The 19,144-nt window shown below is 66.0% G+C and carries 20 protein-coding genes, 1 tRNA gene and 1 other RNA gene; 12 read left to right on the forward strand and 10 right to left on the reverse strand.

All coding sequences use genetic code 11. The features are described 5' to 3' along the window. The first annotated feature begins 21 nt into the window (after positions 1 to 21). On the forward strand, positions 22 to 1,275 hold the full coding sequence (tgt, locus tag ACFXKN_RS10255; RefSeq protein ID WP_379432880.1) for a tRNA guanosine(34) transglycosylase Tgt: 1,254 nt from the start codon (positions 22 to 24) through the stop codon (positions 1,273 to 1,275). Positions 1,276 to 1,334: 59 nt separating this feature from the next. On the opposite strand, the gene ACFXKN_RS10260 is transcribed toward tgt, so the two are convergent. Next, the gene (locus ACFXKN_RS10260; RefSeq protein WP_379432881.1) at positions 1,335 to 2,117 is read right to left on the reverse strand and encodes a queuosine precursor transporter; all 783 of its coding nucleotides are present in this window, start codon (positions 2,115 to 2,117) and stop codon (positions 1,335 to 1,337) included. A 306-nt stretch (positions 2,118 to 2,423) separates the two neighbouring features. Between ACFXKN_RS10260 and ACFXKN_RS10265 the strand changes: the two genes are divergently transcribed. Beyond that, positions 2,424 to 3,008: a DUF4190 domain-containing protein gene (locus tag ACFXKN_RS10265; protein ID WP_378946499.1), complete on the forward strand. Its 585-nt coding sequence runs from the start codon at positions 2,424 to 2,426 to the stop codon at positions 3,006 to 3,008. A 69-nt stretch (positions 3,009 to 3,077) separates the two neighbouring features. Here the strand turns inward: ACFXKN_RS10265 and ACFXKN_RS10270 are convergent, their stop codons facing one another. From ACFXKN_RS10270 to ACFXKN_RS10280, 3 genes are read right to left on the reverse strand one after another with little or no spacing between them, the layout of a single operon-like run. Next, entirely contained in the window at positions 3,078 to 3,779 is a 702-nt protein-coding gene (locus ACFXKN_RS10270; protein WP_378946496.1) for an RDD family protein, read from the reverse strand. 44 nt (positions 3,780 to 3,823) lie between these two features. Beyond that, entirely contained in the window at positions 3,824 to 4,744 is a 921-nt protein-coding gene (gene gluQRS / locus ACFXKN_RS10275; protein WP_378946493.1) for a tRNA glutamyl-Q(34) synthetase GluQRS, read from the reverse strand. Between the two features lie 9 nt (positions 4,745 to 4,753). Continuing rightward, positions 4,754 to 5,239, reverse strand: coding sequence for a DUF309 domain-containing protein (locus ACFXKN_RS10280; protein WP_378946490.1), 486 nt, complete (start codon positions 5,237 to 5,239; stop codon positions 4,754 to 4,756). Positions 5,240 to 5,660: 421 nt separating this feature from the next. On the opposite strand from ACFXKN_RS10280, the gene ACFXKN_RS10285 reads away from it, so the two are divergent. Beyond that, positions 5,661 to 5,870, forward strand: coding sequence for a DUF397 domain-containing protein (locus ACFXKN_RS10285; RefSeq protein WP_378946487.1), 210 nt, complete (start codon positions 5,661 to 5,663; stop codon positions 5,868 to 5,870). Between the two features lie 96 nt (positions 5,871 to 5,966). Beyond that, entirely contained in the window at positions 5,967 to 7,397 is a 1,431-nt protein-coding gene (locus ACFXKN_RS10290; protein WP_379432882.1) for a WS/DGAT domain-containing protein, read from the forward strand. Positions 7,398 to 7,428: 31 nt separating this feature from the next. Here the strand turns inward: ACFXKN_RS10290 and ACFXKN_RS10295 are convergent, their stop codons facing one another. Further along, the gene (locus tag ACFXKN_RS10295) at positions 7,429 to 7,911 is read right to left on the reverse strand and encodes a helix-turn-helix domain-containing protein (RefSeq protein WP_378946481.1); all 483 of its coding nucleotides are present in this window, start codon (positions 7,909 to 7,911) and stop codon (positions 7,429 to 7,431) included. A 265-nt stretch (positions 7,912 to 8,176) separates the two neighbouring features. Further along, positions 8,177 to 8,821, reverse strand: a complete 645-nt coding sequence (locus ACFXKN_RS10300; protein WP_379432883.1) for a helix-turn-helix domain-containing protein — start codon at positions 8,819 to 8,821, stop codon at positions 8,177 to 8,179. A gap of 129 nt (positions 8,822 to 8,950) precedes the next feature. On the opposite strand from ACFXKN_RS10300, the gene ACFXKN_RS10305 reads away from it, so the two are divergent. Together ACFXKN_RS10305 and ACFXKN_RS10310 are read left to right on the forward strand one after the other, a co-directional pair. Continuing rightward, the gene (locus tag ACFXKN_RS10305) at positions 8,951 to 9,082 is read left to right on the forward strand and encodes a hypothetical protein (RefSeq protein WP_378946472.1); all 132 of its coding nucleotides are present in this window, start codon (positions 8,951 to 8,953) and stop codon (positions 9,080 to 9,082) included. A 119-nt stretch (positions 9,083 to 9,201) separates the two neighbouring features. Continuing rightward, entirely contained in the window at positions 9,202 to 10,653 is a 1,452-nt protein-coding gene (locus ACFXKN_RS10310) for a threonine/serine exporter ThrE family protein (RefSeq protein ID WP_379432884.1), read from the forward strand. A 20-nt stretch (positions 10,654 to 10,673) separates the two neighbouring features. Here ACFXKN_RS10310 and ACFXKN_RS10315 read toward each other — a convergent pair whose 3' ends face one another. From ACFXKN_RS10315 to ACFXKN_RS10325, 3 genes are all read right to left on the reverse strand, one after another. Then, positions 10,674 to 11,102: a DUF5994 family protein gene (locus ACFXKN_RS10315; protein WP_378946459.1), complete on the reverse strand. Its 429-nt coding sequence runs from the start codon at positions 11,100 to 11,102 to the stop codon at positions 10,674 to 10,676. Between the two features lie 264 nt (positions 11,103 to 11,366). Next, positions 11,367 to 11,451: transfer RNA gene (locus ACFXKN_RS10320), tRNA-Ser, on the reverse strand. Between the two features lie 67 nt (positions 11,452 to 11,518). Beyond that, positions 11,519 to 12,526, reverse strand: a complete 1,008-nt coding sequence (locus ACFXKN_RS10325; protein ID WP_379432885.1) for a hypothetical protein — start codon at positions 12,524 to 12,526, stop codon at positions 11,519 to 11,521. A gap of 156 nt (positions 12,527 to 12,682) precedes the next feature. Here ACFXKN_RS10325 and ACFXKN_RS10330 point away from each other — a divergent pair, with 156 nt between their 5' ends. The 3 genes from ACFXKN_RS10330 to ACFXKN_RS10340 all read left to right on the forward strand — a co-directional run bounded on the left by ACFXKN_RS10330 (position 12,683) and on the right by ACFXKN_RS10340 (position 14,827). Beyond that, a complete protein-coding gene (locus ACFXKN_RS10330; RefSeq protein WP_379432886.1) occupies positions 12,683 to 13,255 on the forward strand; it encodes a TetR/AcrR family transcriptional regulator in 573 nt (190 codons plus the stop codon). 26 nt (positions 13,256 to 13,281) lie between these two features. Further along, an RNA gene (ffs, locus tag ACFXKN_RS10335) (signal recognition particle sRNA small type) lies at positions 13,282 to 13,376 on the forward strand. A gap of 164 nt (positions 13,377 to 13,540) precedes the next feature. Further along, entirely contained in the window at positions 13,541 to 14,827 is a 1,287-nt protein-coding gene (locus ACFXKN_RS10340; protein WP_379432887.1) for an aminotransferase class I/II-fold pyridoxal phosphate-dependent enzyme, read from the forward strand. 171 nt (positions 14,828 to 14,998) lie between these two features. Here ACFXKN_RS10340 and ACFXKN_RS10345 read toward each other — a convergent pair whose 3' ends face one another. Then, positions 14,999 to 15,841 (reverse strand): methyltransferase domain-containing protein, encoded by an 843-nt coding sequence (locus ACFXKN_RS10345; protein ID WP_379432888.1) that lies wholly within the window; start codon positions 15,839 to 15,841, stop codon positions 14,999 to 15,001. 40 nt (positions 15,842 to 15,881) lie between these two features. Between ACFXKN_RS10345 and ACFXKN_RS10350 the strand changes: the two genes are divergently transcribed. The 3 genes from ACFXKN_RS10350 to ACFXKN_RS10360 all read left to right on the forward strand — a co-directional run bounded on the left by ACFXKN_RS10350 (position 15,882) and on the right by ACFXKN_RS10360 (position 18,925). Beyond that, positions 15,882 to 16,460, forward strand: coding sequence for an HhH-GPD-type base excision DNA repair protein (locus ACFXKN_RS10350; protein WP_379432889.1), 579 nt, complete (start codon positions 15,882 to 15,884; stop codon positions 16,458 to 16,460). A 104-nt stretch (positions 16,461 to 16,564) separates the two neighbouring features. Then, positions 16,565 to 17,272, forward strand: a complete 708-nt coding sequence (locus tag ACFXKN_RS10355; RefSeq protein ID WP_379432890.1) for a hypothetical protein — start codon at positions 16,565 to 16,567, stop codon at positions 17,270 to 17,272. A gap of 372 nt (positions 17,273 to 17,644) precedes the next feature. After that, positions 17,645 to 18,925, forward strand: a complete 1,281-nt coding sequence (locus ACFXKN_RS10360; RefSeq protein ID WP_378946426.1) for an ROK family protein — start codon at positions 17,645 to 17,647, stop codon at positions 18,923 to 18,925. Positions 18,926 to 19,144: the final 219 nt, after the last annotated feature.

The following is a 19,144-nucleotide window of genomic DNA, read 5'->3' on the forward strand; positions in this document are numbered from 1 at the left end:
CCACCCTGGCACGATGGGGCGGTGGCCGATAGCAGCGAGTTCTCCTTCGAAGTAGGCACCCGTCTGGACGGGGGCCGACATGGCCGGACCGGGGTGATCTCCACCCCGCACGGTGAGATCGCCACGCCCGCTTTCATTCCGGTGGGGACGAAGGCGTCGGTGAAGGCTGTGTTGCCGGAGACGATGAAGGAGATCGGGGCACAGGCGCTGCTGGCCAACGCCTATCACCTGTACTTGCAGCCCGGCGCCGATGTCGTCGATGAGGCGGGTGGACTCGGCAAGTTCATGAACTGGCCGGGGCCGACCTTCACCGACAGCGGTGGGTTCCAGGTGATGTCGCTGGGGGTCGGGTTCAAGAAGGTCCTTGCTATGGAGGCCGTGGATATCCGGTCCGACCAGGTGATCGCGGCGGGCAAGGAGCGGCTGGCCACCGTCGACGACGACGGGGTCACCTTCCGCTCACACCTGGACGGTTCGAAGCATCGCTTCACGCCCGAGGTGTCGATGGGGATTCAGCACGAGTTGGGGGCCGACATCCTGTTCGCCTTCGACGAGCTGACCACGTTGATGAATACCCGTGGCTATCAAGAGAAGTCGCTACAGCGGACGCACGAGTGGGCGCAGCGTTGTATCGACGAACACGAACGGCTCACCGCTGTACGCAGCCATCGGCCCTATCAGGCGTTGTTCGCGGTGATTCAGGGTGCGCAGTACGAAGACCTGCGGCGCAAGGCTTGTCGTGAGCTGGAATCGATTCGCGGTAGTGGCGGAACGGAATTCGACGGGTACGGGATCGGCGGGGCGCTCGAGAAGCACAACCTCGGCACCATCGTCGGTTGGTGCTGCGACGAACTGCCCGAGGCGAAACCGCGGCACATGCTGGGGATCAGCGAGCCCGAGGACATGTTCACCGCTATCGAGAACGGCGCCGACACGTTCGACTGCGTCAATCCGTCTCGGGTGGCGCGCAATGCGGCGATCTATGTCGACGAGGGGCGGTTCAACATCAACACCGCTCGGTTCCGTCGGGACTTCAGGCCGATCGACGAGGAGTGCGATTGCTACACCTGCGCTCACTACACCCGCGCGTACCTGCATCATCTGTTCAAGGCCAAGGAGATGTTGTCGGCGACGTTGTGCACGATTCACAACGAGCGGTTCACGATTCGGTTGGTTGATCGGATCAGGGGGAGTATCGAAGGTGGGTACTTCGATGAGTTCAAGAAGGAGTTCATGGGGCAGTGGCGGGGGCGGATCAAGGTGCCGGGGGAGTAGGAAAGCTGAGTTCGCCGGGCCCTCCGGATAGGGGGCTGCCCTACCCGGGAGGCTGACGGCTAGTCGTGCAGCGCGTCGACCTTTGCTGGGGCGTAGGTCGGTTCGGTCTTCTTGAGGATCGCGATGACGCGGTAGGTGATCGGCATGACGAGCACCTCGCACAAGGTTTTCCACACGAAGCCGACGATGACGTAGTTGATGAACGACTGCCAGGTGTTGATGCCGATGGCGGTGGCGGCGATCGAGCAGAAGATCAGGGTGTCGGCGAACTCACCGACGACGGTGGAGCCGATCAGGCGGGCCCACAGGTGCTTTTCCTTGGTGCGTTCCTTGATCAGCACCAGGGTGGCCGAGTTCAGCAGCTGGCCGACGAAGTAGCCGGCGAGGCCTGCGAGCACCAGCTGGGGGGTGGTGCCGATGACGGTGCGGAAGGCGTCCTGGTTTTCGTAGAACCCGGCGGCGGGGAGCTGGATGGCCACGTAGAAGCAGGCGACGGTCAACAGCAGTGCGCCGAAACCGGTGTAGATGGCGTGGCGGGTGGCGCGGAAGCCGTAGACCTCGCTGAGCACGTCGCCGAGGATGTAGGCCAGCGGGAACAGGAAGAAGGCGCCGTCGGTCGCGATCGGCAGGATCTGGATCGGGCCGAGCATCACCGAACTATCGGTGAAGAACTCCACGCCCTTGGTGGCGCAGATATTGGAGATGATCAGCGTCGCGGTGAACACGGCGACGATTACCGGATAGAACCCCCGCGCAACCTGGGCGAATGCCGCATGGTCCGGCGCGGGGTGTCCAGATTCAGCTGGTTTGTCGAGCGAATTCGTATCAGTCACGCCCCCCATTCTCCCAACCAATACCCCGCCCAACACCCGGACCCGGTAAACCCGATATGTCCCTACCCGGAGGGGCCCGCCCCGATCTGGACTGAGTGGAGGGTGCGACGAAGGAGTACCCGGAGGGAGGGAAGATCGGGGGCCCGAAGGGCCCCGACTCGAGCGCGTCAGCGCTCCAATAGACACAGCAAGGTCTACCACCCCGGACCCGGTGAACCTGAAGTGTCGTTACCGAACATCCGCACCGGACCAGGTGACACCTGATGCGTCCCTTCCCAAAGGGCCCCGCCTCAGACAAACCAGTACGCTGTCGTCATGACGAATCCCGGCGATTCCGACGAGTGGTGGAAGCAGTACGGCGGCTCTGGCGTGTCGCCGGAGTCCGGCGCGCCGGGTTCGGTGCCGCAGCATCCGACCGCCCAGCCGTCGCAGCCTCCTAATTATCCGTCGTCGCCGCAGTATCCCCAGCAGCCGGCGCCGCCACCCTCGCAGCCGCAGTACCCGCAGCAGCCTCCGTCGCAGCCGCAGTACCAGCAGCCCAACCAGCCGCAGTATCCGCAGCAGCCGCCCGCCTACGGGCAGCCGCCTGCCTACGGCGGTTATCCGGCCGCGGGTGCCTACCAGCCGTACGGGCAGCACCCGCAACCGCAGGGCACCAATGGGCTGGCGATCGGCGCGCTGGTCGCCTCTCTGGTCGGGCTGTGCACTTGCATCGGCTCGATCGTCGGCATCGTTCTCGGTGTGATGGCGCTGAATCAGATCAAGGAACGCGGGGGTGAGGGCAAGGGCATGGCCCAGGCAGGCATCTGGATCGGTGTCCTCGCCATCGTGGGCTGGATCCTTTACGTCGTCTTCATCGTCATAGTCGGTATCAGCGCCGACACGTCAACAACATACTGACCTGAACAATGAACAGGGGCGCTTCCGGAATCCGGAAGCGCCCCTGTTGTTTTCGTCAGGTGAAGGGAATCAGCCCTTGACGACCTGCGTGCCGCCGGCGAACTTGTCGTGCCAGCCCTGCTTGTTCGGGTCGTTGTTGATGGTGACCGCGATGTAGATCCACAGGCCGAGGGCGCCGAGCTGGCCGATGCAAGGGATCGCGTAGAGGGCGATGAAGATGTTGCGCTTCAGCGACTGCTCGGGGGTCAGAGTCGGTGCGCCGCCGGGTGCGAGCACACGCAGGCCGAGCATCTTCTTGCCCAGCGTCTGACCGCCCTGCGTGACCTCCATGGCCACGTAGTAGCCGTAAGCCGCCAGCGAGATGATCAAACCGCTGATGAGCTGGCCGCCGGTGCCACCGCCGACGATCAACATGAGAACGATCGAGACCGGGATGCCGATGATCAGCTGATCGATGACTCGCGCGCCGAAGCGAGAGCCCAGATCCGCGGGCTGCACGCCGCCGAAGCCCTGCTGCTGACCGTACTGGCCCTGCTGCGGGTAGCCCTGCTGCTGACCGTACGGGTCCTGCCCGTAGGCCGGCTGCTGCTGCCCGTAGGGGTCCGGCTGGCCGTAACCGGGCTGGGGTGCGCCGCCGTGTCCGGGCTGGCCGTACGGCTGCTGCTGGCCGTAGCCGGGCTGCGGCTGCTGCTGGCCGTAGGGGTCCTGGCCATAGCCGCCGGGCTGACCGCCCTGCGGGTACTGGTTGGGGTCGTAACCACCGCTGGTCATATCTCAGTCCTCGTTTTGATCTTCTAGATCGGTCTATGCGTACGTTACGGACATCCCTCTGGTCGGAACAACCCGATAGGCTCGAGTATCCACGGTTTTTCGGGGATGCGGGCGGGGTCGAATACTTCGCGTAGCTCGGCAGTCGTCCGTGCGGAATATCCGAGCGATTCCGCGATCGCCGCCACCACGTCCGCAGGCGTGTTACCCAGGGCGCGTTGATCCGAAAGGCTCACGGCTCCATCACGTTTAGCAAGTCGCTTGCCCTCTTCGTTGAGCACGAGCGGCACGTGGGCGTAGGTCGGGACGGTGAGTCCGAGCAGTTCTGCGAGATAGGCCTGGCGAGGAGTGGACGGCAGCAGATCGTCACCGCGAACCACCTGGTCAACGCCTTGGGAAGCGTCGTCGACCACGACGGTGAGGTTGTAGGCGGGGATACCGTCGCCGCGGCGCAACACCAAATCGTCGACGGCGCCCCGATATCGGCCGTGCAGCAGATCGGCGATCTCGTATTCGGTGACATCGGCGCGCAATCGCACTGCGCCGGTGCGTCCTTCGGCCCGCCTGGCCGTGCGCTCGACGTCGCTCAGCTGACGGCAGGTGCCGGGGTAGGCGCCCATCGGCCCGTGCGGCGCCGTGGCGGCCTGCTGGATTTCACGTCTGGTGCAGAAACATTCATAGGTGCGCCCGGCCGCGGTCAGTTCGGCGACAGCGGCCGCGTAGACCGGCAGCCGTTCGGATTGGTAGACCACGGGGCCGTCCCAATCGATGCCGATCGCGGCGAGGTCGTCGAGCTGGCGCTGCGCGGCACCCGGCCGGACTCGATCCAGATCGTCGACACGAATCAGGAACTCGCGCCCCGAAGTTCGCGCGAAAAGCCAGGCGAGCACCGCGGTACGCAGGTTTCCCACGTGCAGCTCGCCCGAAGGGCTCGGCGCGTAGCGGCCCGCTCCTCGACTCGTTGGCACCCCTCGATCCTAGGTGGGCTCTCGGCACAGCCGCGTCCGCAGCCGCTCCTCGGCGATGGTGTCACCGGTATCGAGCGCGACGAGCAGCTCCTGCGCGTGCGCGATGAGCCCGGCACGGTCGACATCGTGCTGCTGGGCATTCGCCGGATAGGACTCGAGCCGCTCACTCGCGCGGCGCAGCAGCGTACCCGCGCCTTTGGCGTTGCCTCGCTGGATGTGGGTGAGGCCGACGGCGTATTGGGCCAGCCCCTGCCAGAGCATCCGCTCGGCAACCGGCCCGTTCTTCCATGCCGCCTCCAATACCTCGTGGGCGTTGAATGCCAATCCGTCGTCCAGCAGTTGCTGAGCGAAGGTCAGAGTTTGCTGGGGCCCGAGCTCGAGATCGTCGGGAATTCGGGCGACTCCGGCACTGCCGGGAGGCAGCGGTCGGCCGAGTCGGTCGCGGGGGCGGTCGTTACGGGCACGACCTGCGGTGTCGCGGTCACGGGAGATCATTCCCCCATGATCCACGCCTGCCCTCGATGGTGCTCATGTGACTGCTGAGGTACTCGGGAAATTGACGTATCACGGACCAATCACATGGAAGTAAATCGGGATGTGTCAACCAGATCGGGAATGGGTAAGGAGGCCTGGCAATGCCCCCGCAAACGTGAAGCTTCGCAAGCTTGGCAAAACGATATGGGAAAGCAAATTCTCTTCCGCAACATTGCGGAAGACCTGCTAGTGTTTCTTCCGCGGGGGCAGCCCCCGGAGGCGGAAACGCCTCGATGCGCTGGTTCGTGCCGGTCGGTTGCGCGCGCCGTGTGGCAGTGCCTTGTGTGCCACGAAGTAACTCATCGGTCGCGCCGGATTTCGGAATGTTTCAACGATTCCAGGAGTTATCCCCTCTTCTCGATGAACCAAAGGAGCAAGTGCCGTGGAAGTTGATGTGACCGACGCTGTGTGGCGGAAGAGCACCTACAGCGGACCCGACGGGAACTGCGTCGAAGTAGCCTTTCTCGCCGGCGGCGATATTGCCGTTCGCGACACCAAGGACAGCGGCCGCGGACCCGTACTGGCCTTCGGTCCAGGGCAGTGGCGAGCCTTTCTCGCCGATGTCACCGCGGGAGAGTTCGCGCGGGGCTGATCCGCGAGATGCATCTCGAATGGGCAATACCGGCCCCGAGTCGAGCGGACTCGGGGCCTTCTCAGTGACCTCGGCGGGTTGGCCTATCGTGGCCGGATGACCACGATGGCCGCGCGTGACGCGACGATGTACTGGCTGTCGCGCCGCACCACCAACGATGTGTTCCTGCTCTACTCTTTCGCCGAAACCGATACCGCCACCGACGAACTGCGCTCTTTCGTCGCCGCACGTGCCGCACGCATTCCGGATCTGCGGATCCGGTTACAGGACATACCGGGCGATCTCGGCTATCCGCGCTGGGTTTCGGCCGAATTCACGTCCCAGCAATTCGTGTACCACCAGCCGGACGGCCTGTCATGGCACGCGCTGCTCGCGGATCTGGGCGAACTCCTGGGAACCGGTGTCGTCGCGACCGAACATCCTTGGCGCATCCACGTCTTCCGCGCCGTCCACGATGCGCTGCGCTCGACGGAGCCCGTTGTGGTGGTGCTGCTGCAGCTTTCGCACGCACTCGCCGACGGCACCCGGGCCGCCGCTATCGCACGAGCGCTCTTCGGGACGGCTAGGGCTGATGCTGTTGTCCACAGCACACCCGATGCGCCTGTGGATAACTCGGCATATCACCCGGTCGGACCTGCCAAAACTCCTACACACCCTGGGGATTCCTGTGGACAACCCTGTGGATGGATTCCTCGACAGGTAGACCCGAGAGTGCTTGGAGTGCTGCGCTTTCCCGGTCAATTGGCCGCCACGGTCTGGCGCGGACGGGCCGCGTACCTGGCACAGCGGGAATTGGCGGACCGGACGGCCGCGGGTGAGGTACCCGCGGCCGCAACCGGATTCGCGCCGAGCGCGCTGAACCCGGCCGCCGCGGTCGCCGATCGCACTGCGCGAATGCTGGTCGTCGATGTGGGCGACCTCCGCATTCCGGGCAAAACCGTCACTGTTGTTGCACTGACGGCGATTTCGTATGCGCTGGCCGACTACCTCACCGAGCGTGGTGCGCGACCGGAACGGCTCGGCACCGCCCTACCGATGGCACTTCCGATGCCGAGCGCGGCGCGCAACAACTACCGCGGACTGTCCATCGACCTGCATATCAACGAACCCGACCTGCGCATCCGCGCGAATCTCATCGCCGATGAACTCGCCGTCCGCCGCGAGCGAGCGCTCAATCCACTGCATTCCGCACAGGATCGAGTCGGCGAGGTGGTCCCCGCTGTCCTGGCGGCACGCGATGTCGAACGCGCCGACCTGGACAATGTTCCCGCGACGCTCGACGGCAACACCGTCGTCTCCAGCGTCTACCGTGGCCCGGGCGACCTCGCCTTCGCGGGCGCCCCGGTCCTGTTCACCGGCGGTTTCCCCGCCCTCGGCAACGTGATGCACCTGACCCATGGCGTCCACGGAATCGGCGAAACCGTCACGTTGTCAGTGCATTCCGATCCGCGGGTAGTGCCCGATCCCGACCGTTACCTGCAACTGCTCGCCGAGGCGCTCGACACGGTCGTCGCCGCGCACCGCTGATCGCGGAGGGGCTGTCGCCGCAGGCCCGGTTTCACCGAATTCGTCCGGGGCCATTGCTGTTTCCCGCGCGCTTCAGCTCGGCACCCACCGCTAGTAGCGCCGAGTGCAAAGCCGTCGCCGGATCTGTTCCGGCGGCTTCGCCCTCGACCACACCGTCGATCCGGAACGGGCAGAAGTACCCGGTTCCGTTGTCTCCCTGATGCGGTCGCCCGATCTCGATAAGCGGGCCCGTCCGGTGCGCGGCGGCGATCGCCGCCGCGAGCGTCGCATCCGCGGCCCGCGGATCACGTCGACGAGTGACGGGCAGCGGGGGCCTCGATTGCGCGTGCACCCGCTCGTACCAGGCGATCACCTCGAAAGATGCTGCTCGCGCACCGGTTTCGTAGTGGCCGAGCGCCGCCCTGCTGTACGGGACGCGAGTGGCCAACGCGGCCAGCGACAACCCCGCCTCTTCCCGCAGTCGCCGCAACCGAGCTCCGACGATGCCGTTCCCCTGCTCGCCCCGACTGGACATGGACTCATCGTAGAGAACTGTAGACGTTTGTAGACGCTTTTGCTGTCCAAAAGGTCTTGGCGGCGACCATACTTTTTCGTGGCGGCTTAGTGACCACAATACGCGCCAACCGTGCAAGCACTGACTCGTTCGGAGGGGAACCGATGGAGATCTTTCTGTGGATTGCTCTGGGGCTGTTCGTGTTCGGGGCGCTGAGCCGCTACCTACTACTTCTGCCACCCGAAGATCACGGGCGACCGAGCGTCGCCGAGATCCGGCGGCGGCTTCAGGCCGAGCGCGAAGGGCCCGGCCACGACTCGACGCTGCCATCGGTGCGCAGCATTTCCGCCAGGAGCTTTTCGGCGTCGGACTTTTCCCGCGCCAGGACGCTCCAGCCGCGCACCAGACCGTCGGGGCCCGATTTCGTCGTCCACGAGCCGACGGCATGAGCACCCTGGGGATGGAGCGAGTAGTAGATGGTGCCTACCGGGAACGCGATATCCATGCCGCGCATCCAGCCGGTGAGCGCCTCGCCCTCCCATACGCGCATCTCGCCACGGACCTGAGTGACCGGATCCGACTCGGGCGCAGGCGATTCAGCGGCCGAGTCGAGCATCAGATGGTCGCCCTCGTGCCGGATGGTCACCGCCGCTACCTCGACCTCGTCCGGGTGATTCGCCGGTTTCTGCCAGGCTGCCCACCAATGACCCGCCAGGTCGACACGGTTGTCCACGAGGCCGGCCAGCTCCGCCAGCGAGACCTGCAACGCGTCGGCCAACCGGACCGCGACCGGCAGCGTCGGCGACTGCTCTTCGGACTCGTACCTGGTGATCTGGCGCGAGCTCACCCCGATCGCGGTGGCCAGCGCGGGCTGCGAGAGCCCGAGCAGCCTGCGCCGCTCCTGGATCACCTTCCCCGTCCCGGTGTTCATACAGTCATCGCCTCCATCGCCTGCCCCTCCCGTCACGCCCTGCTGGACACATCCGCACCAGACCCGCCGACATCGCGGGCCGCCACCTTCCGTCACGAAGAGCACTGGCGCGCCGTACATGCCGACTGTGTGGCCGATTCTTCCATTTCTTCGCTCCAGCAGGCCCGTTTCGTGCTGACTCAGCACAACGGATGCGGTCCGCGCTGTCTACAGCACCTGGCGGCGATGGCCTACAGCACCGGATTGATCGACGACATCTGACCCTACGGCTCGACCTCGGACGTCGCCACGCTCTCCTCGCCGACCGAATCCGGACCCGACACGTTGACGAACTGATTGCGAGACGGCGAAGGCGCTGCGATCGCCATTACCGTCGAGGTATGAGTGCGGACCCCTTGGCGGAAGGCGACGGCGCCACAATTCTCGAGCGCCCAGGTCTGCGCCAGCGATGGTGGCGATTGCGCAGGCCGTTCGTGTTGCCGTCGCAGCGGGCCACCGCCGACAACATCGTCGCCGCGCCCACTCCACTGCAACCGATCGACCTCGGCGACGACGCCGAGGTCGCGCAGGTGCTCGACCTGGCGGTGCGGGTGGGTGAGGTGGTGCTCTCCGCGGGCACCGGTGTCGGTGACACCTCCGCCCAGGTCCGTTTTATCGCCTCGACCTACGGCCTGAACAGCTGCGATATCGACGTCACCTTCGACGCGATCCGCATCTGGGCCGACCGAGGGCCCAGCCTGCCGCCGGCCAGCGATATGCGCGTCGTGAAATACCGTTCTCTCGATTTCACGCGGTTGGCCGCGGTCGACCGGCTGACGCGCCGGATCCGCAGCCAGATCGTCCCCGTCGACCAGGCGCACGCCGCCCTCGACGAGCTGATCTCCTCGCGTCACCCGTACCCGCGCTGGGTGTCGACGGCGGGCTGGTCGCTGCTGGCGGCGGCGATCGCGGTCCTGCTCGGTGGCGGCTTCGTGCTGGCCGCGATCAGTTTCGCGACCACCGCGGTGATCGACGTGGTGAACCGGTTCCTGCATCAGCTCGGGCTACCGATGTTCTTCCAGCACATGATCGGTGGTGTCATCGCCACCATCCCGGCCATCGCGCTCGCCTCGATCAGTGATCACTGGCGATCCGATGCGGCGCTGATCGTCGCCGCGGGCATCACGGTGCTGCTGTCCGGTCTGCAGTTGGTTGGTTCGGTGCAGGATGCCATCACCGGCGCGCCGATCACCGCGGCTGCTCGCATGCTCGAAGTGGTGATGATGACCGGTGGCATCGTCGCGGGTATCGGTCTGGCACTGCGAATCTCGACGATGATGGGGATCGCGGTGCCGGAGATCGCGGCGAGCGCGGGCCGTGACACCGGGTATCTGGCGATCAAACTGGTGGCAGGCGCGGTCGCGGCGATCGCCTTCGCGCTCGCCTGTTACGCCGAGCGGCGGGCGCTGGTCGCGGCCGGACTCAGCGGCGCGGGCGGCACCATGGCCTACCTCGGCGCGCAGGACATCGGATTCGGGCCGGTGGTGTCGGCAGGGCTGGCGGCAACCGCGATCGGTCTCGCCGGTGGTCTGATGGCGCGTCGCGCGCTCACGCCGCCCCTGGTCGTCGCGGCGGCCGGTATCACGCCGCTGCTGCCGGGCCTGAAGGTGTATCGCGGGCTGTATGCCCTGCTCGAGGACGAAACGCTGCTCGGTTTCGGGCAGATCCTCGCTGCGTTCGGTGTCGGCTGCGCGCTGGCCGCTGGCGTCATCCTGGGTGAATGGTTCGACCGCTTGCTGAGCCGCCGCGGTGCGCCGCGCGACTTCGATCCGACCTTCACCAGCGACCGATGAACTCCGGCGAGCGTGCTCGCCTAGATCTGCACGAGGGTGCGTGGCCCGTCGGCCGCCGTGTCGGCGGGCGCCGGGTCCTGGATACGCGGCTTGCCTGCCGCCCAGCGCATCTGGCTGCGGGCGGCGGGTGCCTCGGTGGCCGAGGGGATGACCAGCAGCGCGAGCGCGGCGCCGTTGCTGCCGACCACGTGCATGATGCGCGCGGCCTGTTCGTTGTGTGCTGTGCTGTCGCCGGATTCGCTGGTGGTCCAGTCGAATCCGAGCCGGGCCAGCTTGCCGATCCGCGGTCCGACCGCGGTCACCAACTGGTGCAACTCGGTCATCGGCTGGTCGGTTCGCGGCCACCAGGCGCCGTCGATCGGCCCGGTGGTGGCTGTGCGGTCACGCAGCATCAGTCTGATCGGCCCGGACGCGTCGCGCCCGATGCTCGTTTCTGGTGATGTATTCACTTCGTTCTTTACTTCCTGATTTCTGTGCGATCGACGCCGCTCGCGGCATCGATCGGCGCGGTCCGAAGACGGACCTGCGCGAAGGCTGGGTACCCACTGGACTGTGTCGGCACGCACATTTGTGTTGGGGGCGGCGACGACGGTATATGGGTGTGGTGGGGGTCTCCCGCACCATCGGGGCTCACTCTACGGAAGCCCACTGACAGATCCACCGATTAAACGAACAAGGCCCCGACCGGCGAACCGATCAGGGCCCTGCTGTTGCGGAGGATAGGGGATTTGAACCCCTGAGGGCGTTAACCCAACCCGCGTTCCAGGCGAGCGCCATAGGCCACTAGGCGAATCCTCCGTGGAGCAGCATAGCGGGTCGCAGGGGGTCGATGCCAAACCGGGCCCCTGCGACCGGTTCTGACCTGCTACTTCTTCAAAGCCGCCAGCACCTTGCGGACCTGCGTCTCGGCAGCGGTGCGCATAGCCGCCTTGTCGGCGGTGCGCATTGTCGACACCTCGATCTCCACCTTCACCGAGATGTTGCTGTCGTGCGCGGCCACCACGATGGAGTAGTCGTTCGGGATGGAACCGTAGATGTGCTGCTCGCTGGAGTAGTACGCCTCGGTGCCGAGACCGCTCACTACACCGTGGTCGTAGTCCTTGCCGGTGGTCTTGGTGTCGTAGCCCTTCCAGCGCGAATAGTCGGACTCGGTCTCGCTCTCGGTCTTGAACTCGACCTCGAGACCCAAGCTCGCTTCGTTGGCGTTGCGGCCCGACTCCTTATTCTTGGCGTCGCAGTCGTAGGAACCGCCACCGATGTACTCCGACGGTCCGCGCTCGGTGTGGGTGGTCGTCTCGCGGGTGGACGCCCACTGATTCAGCACGGTGAGATCGACCAGGTCACAAGCGTTCTTGCCGTCTTGGAAGACGTAGCTGCCCGCCCATTTCTCCGGATCGGGTCCGAAGGGGTTGTCGTCCTCGACCTTGTTAGCCGTGAACGCGATCAGCCCGATCACGAGAACGCCCACCGCGACGATGGCGCCACCGACGATCCACCACACCGCCTTGTTGCCGGAGGAGGGCGGCCGCGGCGGTGCGCCCCACTGCGGCTGCGGCGCCGGATAGGCGCCCGCTTGCGGCTGCGCGAACTGCTGAGGCGGTGCGAACTGCTGCGGCTGCGCGAACGGTTGGGGATTCGAGCCGCTCTGGTAGGGCCCGGGCGGCGCGGTATAGGGCTGGGGGTTCGAGCCGCTCTGGTAGGGCGTCGGCGGTGCGGTGTACGGGCCGGGCGCGCCGATGTTGCCGCGCAGCACCGTCGGGTCGGCTTGCGCGGGGGTCTGACCTGCGCCTTCGCCTGGTCGTTCCCACCAGGCGACGGTGGGGTCGGACGGCGGCACACCGTCGCCGGGTGGTTGCTGATTCGGGCCGGTCACGATCGGGCCCCCTCTCCAGTCATGGGGAACACCGAACCCCCCGCTGCCGATAGTCGGATAGATCGTAGCCAGCGTCACCGTCAGCGCAGTGGTTATACGGCTGCGTACACTCGAGTATCGACTGGTCGGGTGTGGTCGTCGTTCGATGGATATGAGGTGGAACACGTCGTGGGTACCGCGCGAACTCCCCGGGTCAGGTGGGTCGAGGAAGGTCTGGCCGTGCTGTCGTCCTCGGGCATCGACGCCGTCCGGATCGAGGCGCTGGCCAAACGCATCGGTGTGACCAAGGGCGGGTTCTACGGCTACTTCGCCGATCGCGACGCCCTGCTCACCGCGATGCTCGACGTGTGGGAGAGCGAGGCGACCGACCAGGTGCTCGAGCGGGTCGAGCACGCGGGTCTCGACCCCAGGACCAAGGCGCGGGTGGCCGGGCTGCTCACGTTCTCCAGCAATCGACTACTCCCGATCGACCTCGCGATCCGCGACTGGGCCCGCCGCGACGACGACGTCGCCGAACGCCTGCGTCGCGTCGACAACGCGCGAATGGCGTTGCTGCGCGAGACAATCGGCGTGTTCTGCGAAGATCCCGATGAGGTAGAAGCCAGGAGCCTGCTCGCCTTCTGCGCCACCATCGGCAGCCACTTCCTAGCCGCCGATCACGACGGCCGCACTCGCGTCGAGGTACTCACCCGGGCCGCCGACCTGCTGTTCGAAGACCGGAATCGCTAGTAGCGAGAACTACCGCTACACTGGCCGACGGATCCCGCGCGGCGAGCATCCTGTGAACTCCCCCAGGGCCGGAAGGCAGCAAGGGTCAACGGGCTCTGCCGGGTGCGCGGGGTCCCCTTTAATTTCAGGGGACCCTCCTCCGGCTGATCGGCCTACGCACCTTCGCAGCGTGCGAGCCTGATCCGGGCCCGGATACCCCGCCGATTCCGGGCAACCGCCGGGTAACGTTGCGGGTGTCAGCACGCACAGCGTGCACCCCCTTGCTGCTTCGAAAGGCTGCCCAGGATGCCCCGGCAAACGCAGATCGGTTTGATGAGCCACGAGGAACTCGTGTCCGAGCACGAGTCCCAGACCGCGAACTACGCGACGCTCGAGACTGAGAAGCTCACGCTGGATCTCACCCGAGGTAAGCCGTCGCCGGAACAACTCGACCTGTCCTCGTCGCTGCTCTCCTTACCCGGCGACGGCGACTTCCGCGACAGCTCGGGCACCGACTGCCGCAACTACGGCGGCCTCACCGGCCTGCCGGAACTACGCGCGATCTTCGGCGAACTACTCGGCATCCCCGTCGAGCGACTGCTGGCGGGCAACAACGCCAGCCTCGAGATCATGCACGACCTCATCGTGTTCTCGATGCTCTACGGCACCCCCGATTCCCCGCGCCGCTGGGTTGACGAGCCGATCAAGTGGCTGTGCCCGGCTCCCGGCTACGACCGCCACTTCGCCATTACCGAGGCACTCGGCATCGAGATGATCACCATCCCGATGCGCCACGACGGCCCCGACACCCACGCCATCGCGACGCTGCTGGCGAACGACCCGCAGATCAAGGGCCTGTGGGCGGTGCCGAACTACTCCAACCCCACCGGCGTCATCTACTCCGAAGAGATTGTCCGCGAACTGGTTTCGATGCCCGCCGCAGCGCCGGACTTCCGGCTGTTCTGGGACAACGCCTACGCGGTGCACCCGCTCACCGACATCGCGGCCCCGGTCATCGACGTACTCGGGCTGGCCGCGACGGCGGGCAACCCGAACCGTCCGCTGGTGTTCGCGTCGACCTCCAAGATCACTTTCGCGGGTGCGGGCGTGAGCTTCTTCGGAGCGTCGCAGGCCAATATCGACTGGTACCTGTCGCACGCCTCGAAGAAGAGCATCGGCCCCGACAAGCTCAACCAGCTGCGCCACCTGCGCTTCTTCACCGATGCCGAGGGTGTGCGTGAGCACATGCAGAAGCATCGCGCGCTGCTCGAACCCAAGTTCGCGCTCGTGCGCCGGATCCTGGAAGACCGCCTCGGCGCCTCGAAGGTGGCGTCGTGGACCGAACCGAAGGGCGGCTACTTCATCAGCCTCGACGTGCTCGACGGCACCGCGGCGCGGGTTATCGCCCTGGCCAAGGACGCGGGCATCGCGCTCACCGCCGCGGGCTCGGCCTTCCCGTACGGCAAGGATCCCGAGGACAAGAACATCCGCATCGCCCCCAGTTTCCCGCAGCTGCCGGAACTGGAGAAGGCGATGGACGGACTGGCGACCTGCGTGCTCCTCGCCGCCACGGAAAAGCTGCTCGAAGGCTGAATTATTGGAGCGCTGGCGCGCTCGAGGCGGGGCCCTTCGGGCCCCTGATCTTCCCTCCCTCCGGGCACTCCTTCGTCGCACCCTCCGGTCAGTCCAGATCAGGGCGGGCCCCGCCCTTGGTAGGGACACATAGGTGTGGGCCTACCAAGAAAGTTGTCCGCGGGGCAGGCCTCAAGTTGGTTTGTGGACCAGGGCGCCGAACAGGGTGACGGAGATGTGGATGTCGCCGTGGTCGGCGCCGGTCTGTAGGTCGGCGAGGAGTTGGTCTCGGTCGGCCGGGGTGATCACTCCGCGCAGGACGGTCAGGTCCGCGATCCGGCGTACCAGCGCCCCCGCGCCGACGGTGCGGTCCTGCACCAGTGCGTGCGAGCCGATCTCGTCGACCACCAGGCCGGTGCCGCTGAGCAGGCCGGCGAGCCTGCGACCCGACAGCGGGTTGGTGGTCGAGGAGATCAGGGTGTCGATCACCGCGCTCACCACCCGGGGGTCGCCCGGATGGACGATCGCGGTCGCCCAATCGCAGTCCACCACCACCGCGCGCCCACCGGGCCGCAGCACCCTGGCGATCTCGGCCGCCGCCCGTGCGGGTGCGGTGAGGTGCTGGAACACCCGCTCACACAGCACCGCGTCGAAGGTGCCGTTGCCGAACGGCAGGCCGTAGGCATCGCCGGAGACGAACGCCGCGCTCGACCCGGACTCGACCGCGCGGCGCTGCGCCGAGGCCAGCAGATTCGGATCCGGCTCGACGCCGACCGCGGTGCCGTGGGGCCCGAGTTCCTCGGCGAAGGTGAATACCTCCGATCCGGTTCCCGATCCAACATCGAGAGCGCTCTCGCCGGGACGCAGGGCCAGCGCGGTGTGGCTCCAGGCGCCGAGCGCGCGCATTCCGGGTTGGGCGACGTCCAGGTCATGGGCGTCGATCAGTTGATCCCGGCCCGCTTGGTCGAAGCGGGCCGGTCGTGGGGTGTAGTCGGTCATACGCACCGCCAGATCGGGAGCAGTCCTCGTAAGCATGGACTCAGAGGCTACTGGTGAAATGTGTCACCATGAATGTATGACTCGCACGCTGTGCCTCGCGCAGGAATCCGAGGCCGACGAACTGCTCAGCACTGACGATTTCGCGCTGCTGCTGGGGATGCTGCTCGACCAGCAGTACCCGATGGAGCACGCGTTTCGGGGGCCGCGCAAACTCGCCGAGCGCATGGGCGGATTCGATCTGCAGCGCATCGCCGAAGCTGATCCGGCCGAATTCGAGGAACTCGCGGCGACCCCACCCGCGATTCACCGCTACGGGCGGTCGATGGCGCGGCGGGCGCAGGCACTCGCCCAGTACGTGATCGAGCATTACGACGGTGTACCGGCGCAGATCTGGACCGCGGGCGACCCCGATGGGAAGGAGGTGCTGCGCCGGTTGCAGGACCTGCCGGGGTTCGGGGCGCAGAAGGCGAAGATCTTTCTCGCGCTGCTCGGCAAACAACGTGATGTGCGGCCGGACGGTTGGCGAAAAGCGGCCGGATCCTATGGTGACGACGGCTCGCGACGCTCGGTCGCCGATGTCGTAGACGCTGAAACATTGTCGGAAGTAAGGGAATTCAAGAAGCAGGCCAAAGCGGCGGCCAAAGCTTCGAAATGAATTCTTAGTTAAGATCTCGCTGCTTTTTTCCCTCGTCATGTGGGTGGAACTGCTCGAAGCTTGCAACTCGAACAGCTCCATCAAGATGAGGGATTGGCAAGTTTATGAAGATGAGGAAGCTCGCCGTGGTTGCGGCACTCCTGACAATGGCAACCGGTGTTTCGGCTGGTACCTCTGTCGCGGCTCCGGCTGAGCAGGAAGCCGCTCCGATCAATTACTCCGCCGAGGTTGTCGACGAGTCCAAGGCCGTCATCACCACCGATGCGGGCTCGCTCGTCGTCGAAGACGGTGCCTTCAAGATCAAGGCCGCCAACGGCACCACTGTCGCAGGCACCCCGCTGACCTTCCGCCTCGACGAGTACGAGCTCCCGATCGCGGCTGAGATCTCGGGTAACACCGCCACCCTGACCCCGCAGCTGGACCCGGCCAAGGCCGTGTACAAGCCGGTCGCCCTTCCCTACGAGAACCAGGCGCCCTGGAAGACCGAGTACGAGCGTGAGCAGGCTGCCTGGAGCCGTCTGACCTCCACCATCTCCTTGGGCGCCGCGATCGGCACCCTGACCGGCGGTCTCGGTGGCGCTGCCATCGGTTGCGTCGCGGGTGCGGCCGGCGGCCTGGTCGCCGGTGGCGTGCTCGGCGCGCTGGTCGGTGCTGTTCCCGGCGGCATCGGCGGCTGCCTCGTCGGCGCCACCACCATCGGCGCCCTCGGCGTCATCCTCGGCCAGATCTTCGTGACCGCCCCGGTCGCGATCGGTGCGGCGATCCAGTACTTCACCACAATCTCCGCCCCTTTCACGCCCCCGGTCAAGTAGCAACGCGGGTACACAGACCCCTTCCGGAGCCCCGGTTCCGGAAGGGGTTTTGCCCGTCTCGGGCCAGACACACGCTGCATTGCGCGGCCGTCGCAACGCTCTGAACTGGGGATTCGCTGTGCTACACGGCACAATTCGCCGGTTTGGCTTGGATGGGTTCAGATTCGGTGTTAACTTGATTGTTATGTCCGGCAACCATCTCACCGCCCAGCGGGTCACCTATGTGACCGCCGCTCTGGGCTTGCGGTTGCCGTTGACTCGTGAACTGTGTCGTTCCTGCTCCTGCGGCTGAGTCTTTCCGGCTCCCTGGCTGCCACGTCATACGTGTAGGCAATCTCGTTGGGACAACGGGATTTCAGCAAGGAACTTCATATGTCTGCTCCCATCATCGATCGCCCCGTCTCGCGGGCGGGCGCCGGTCGTCCTCGTGTTTCCCGACCCGTTGTGCCGCCCGAGCTGCGGCGTAGCGACAACCCCGCCGCTGCGGTGCTGCGAACCGCGGCATCGGGTCCGGTCTCGCGTGACAATGCCGCGCGGGCAACGGGTTTGAGTATCGCCACTGTGAATCGGCAAGTGGCGTCACTGCTTTCCGCGGGACTCCTGCGTGAGCGGCCGGATCTGACCGCCGCGGGTGCTGTCGGCAGGCCGCGAGTGCCGTTCGAGATCGATCACGACGCCTACCTGACGCTTGGCATCCATATCGGTGCCGAGGCAACGAAAATCGTCGCCGCTGACCTGCGTGGGCGGATTCTCGGTGGGCTCGCCATCGCCACACCACAGACTGGGCAGGAATTCGCGGTCACCACCGTCGCGCGCAGTGCCAAGGCGTTCCTGCAGCGGTGGCATCGGCGGACGCCGCTGTGGGCGGGTGTCGCCATCGGTGGGCGGGTGGATCCGCAGAGCGGTGTGGTCGACCATCCGAAGCTGGAATGGAAGGGCGCGCCGATCGGGCAGGTGCTCGGCGATGTGCTCGAGCTGCCGGTTTCCGTCGCACCGCACGTCGAGGCGATGGCGGCTTCGGAGCTGCTGCTGCCGACCTTCGATGCCCGCCGGCCCGAGCCCGATACCGAACTTCCCGCTGCTCAGCACGGCAGCAGCCTCTACTTCTATGTTCGTGAGACCGCGGGCATCGCCGTGACTCTCGACGGGCGGGTCCATACGCCGAGCAATGGGCCCGGGTCGATCGCGCATCTGCCGACGGGCTCCGATGTGCAGTGCACGTGCGGGCGGCGTGGGTGCTTGGAAGTGACCGTCGGTGATCGGGCGCTGCAAGCTCGGGCCGTGGGTCGCGGAATCATTCCGGCGCACAACGGGACTGCTGGGACGACGATCAACGATCTGTATCGGGCGGCTGAGTCGGGGTCGGAGTCGGCGCGGGAATTGCTCGCCGAGCGGGCGACGATGCTCGGACAGACTGTCGCGCTGGTTCGGGACATGCTGAACCCGGATCGAGTTGTGTTGGGCGGTCAGGCTTTTACTGGGTATCGGCCGGCGCTTGGGCATGTGGCTCGGGCGTTTTCGCAGAGTACTCAGTTGGCTGCTACGGATATTCGGATCAGTGGGTTCGGGGGGAAGGTGCAGGAGTTTGCTGCGGTGGTTACTTCGGTGAGTGCGTTGTATGCGGATCCGTTGGCGGCTATTCGCCGGGTTTAGTTTGTGGGGCTTGGGGTTTGGTAGTCCTGGGTGTTTTAGGGATGTCCGGGGTTTGGTAGTTCCAGACGGTTGTGTGGCAGAGCCACAGGGGTTGGTAGTCCCAGGAGGTTTGACGCTGTGTTTATTGGCGCGCTGGCGCGCGCGTGTCCGCGGCCCTGAGGGCCGCCGGTTAGCGCTCGAGACTAGAGCCTTCGGCTCAGCGCTTTCGAGCGCTAACCG

It is taken from the genome of Nocardia sp. NPDC059195, assembly GCF_042754695.1.
In the GTDB taxonomy this organism is placed as follows: domain Bacteria; phylum Actinomycetota; class Actinomycetes; order Mycobacteriales; family Mycobacteriaceae; genus Nocardia.

Bases quoted from the DNA above. Each gene is read 5' to 3' on its own strand.
- ACFXKN_RS10345 (WP_379432888.1), bottom strand. From the start codon at position 15,841: ATGCTTACGAGGACTGCTCCCGATCTGGCGGTGCGTATGACCGACTAC.
- ACFXKN_RS10355 (WP_379432890.1), top strand. From the start codon at position 16,565: ATGAAGATGAGGAAGCTCGCCGTGGTTGCGGCACTCCTGACAATGGCA.
- ACFXKN_RS10270 (WP_378946496.1), bottom strand. From the start codon at position 3,779: ATGACCAGCGGTGGTTACGACCCCAACCAGTACCCGCAGGGCGGTCAG.
- ACFXKN_RS10280 (WP_378946490.1), bottom strand. From the start codon at position 5,239: ATGATCTCCCGTGACCGCGACACCGCAGGTCGTGCCCGTAACGACCGC.
- ACFXKN_RS10360 (WP_378946426.1), top strand. From the start codon at position 17,645: ATGTCTGCTCCCATCATCGATCGCCCCGTCTCGCGGGCGGGCGCCGGT.
- ACFXKN_RS10265 (WP_378946499.1), top strand. From the start codon at position 2,424: ATGACGAATCCCGGCGATTCCGACGAGTGGTGGAAGCAGTACGGCGGC.
- ACFXKN_RS10290 (WP_379432882.1), top strand. From the start codon at position 5,967: ATGACCACGATGGCCGCGCGTGACGCGACGATGTACTGGCTGTCGCGC.
- ACFXKN_RS10350 (WP_379432889.1), top strand. From the start codon at position 15,882: ATGACTCGCACGCTGTGCCTCGCGCAGGAATCCGAGGCCGACGAACTG.
- ACFXKN_RS10340 (WP_379432887.1), top strand. From the start codon at position 13,541: ATGCCCCGGCAAACGCAGATCGGTTTGATGAGCCACGAGGAACTCGTG.
- ACFXKN_RS10260 (WP_379432881.1), bottom strand. From the start codon at position 2,117: ATGGGGGGCGTGACTGATACGAATTCGCTCGACAAACCAGCTGAATCT.
- ACFXKN_RS10295 (WP_378946481.1), bottom strand. From the start codon at position 7,911: ATGTCCAGTCGGGGCGAGCAGGGGAACGGCATCGTCGGAGCTCGGTTG.
- ACFXKN_RS10310 (WP_379432884.1), top strand. From the start codon at position 9,202: ATGAGTGCGGACCCCTTGGCGGAAGGCGACGGCGCCACAATTCTCGAG.
- ACFXKN_RS10300 (WP_379432883.1), bottom strand. From the start codon at position 8,821: ATGAACACCGGGACGGGGAAGGTGATCCAGGAGCGGCGCAGGCTGCTC.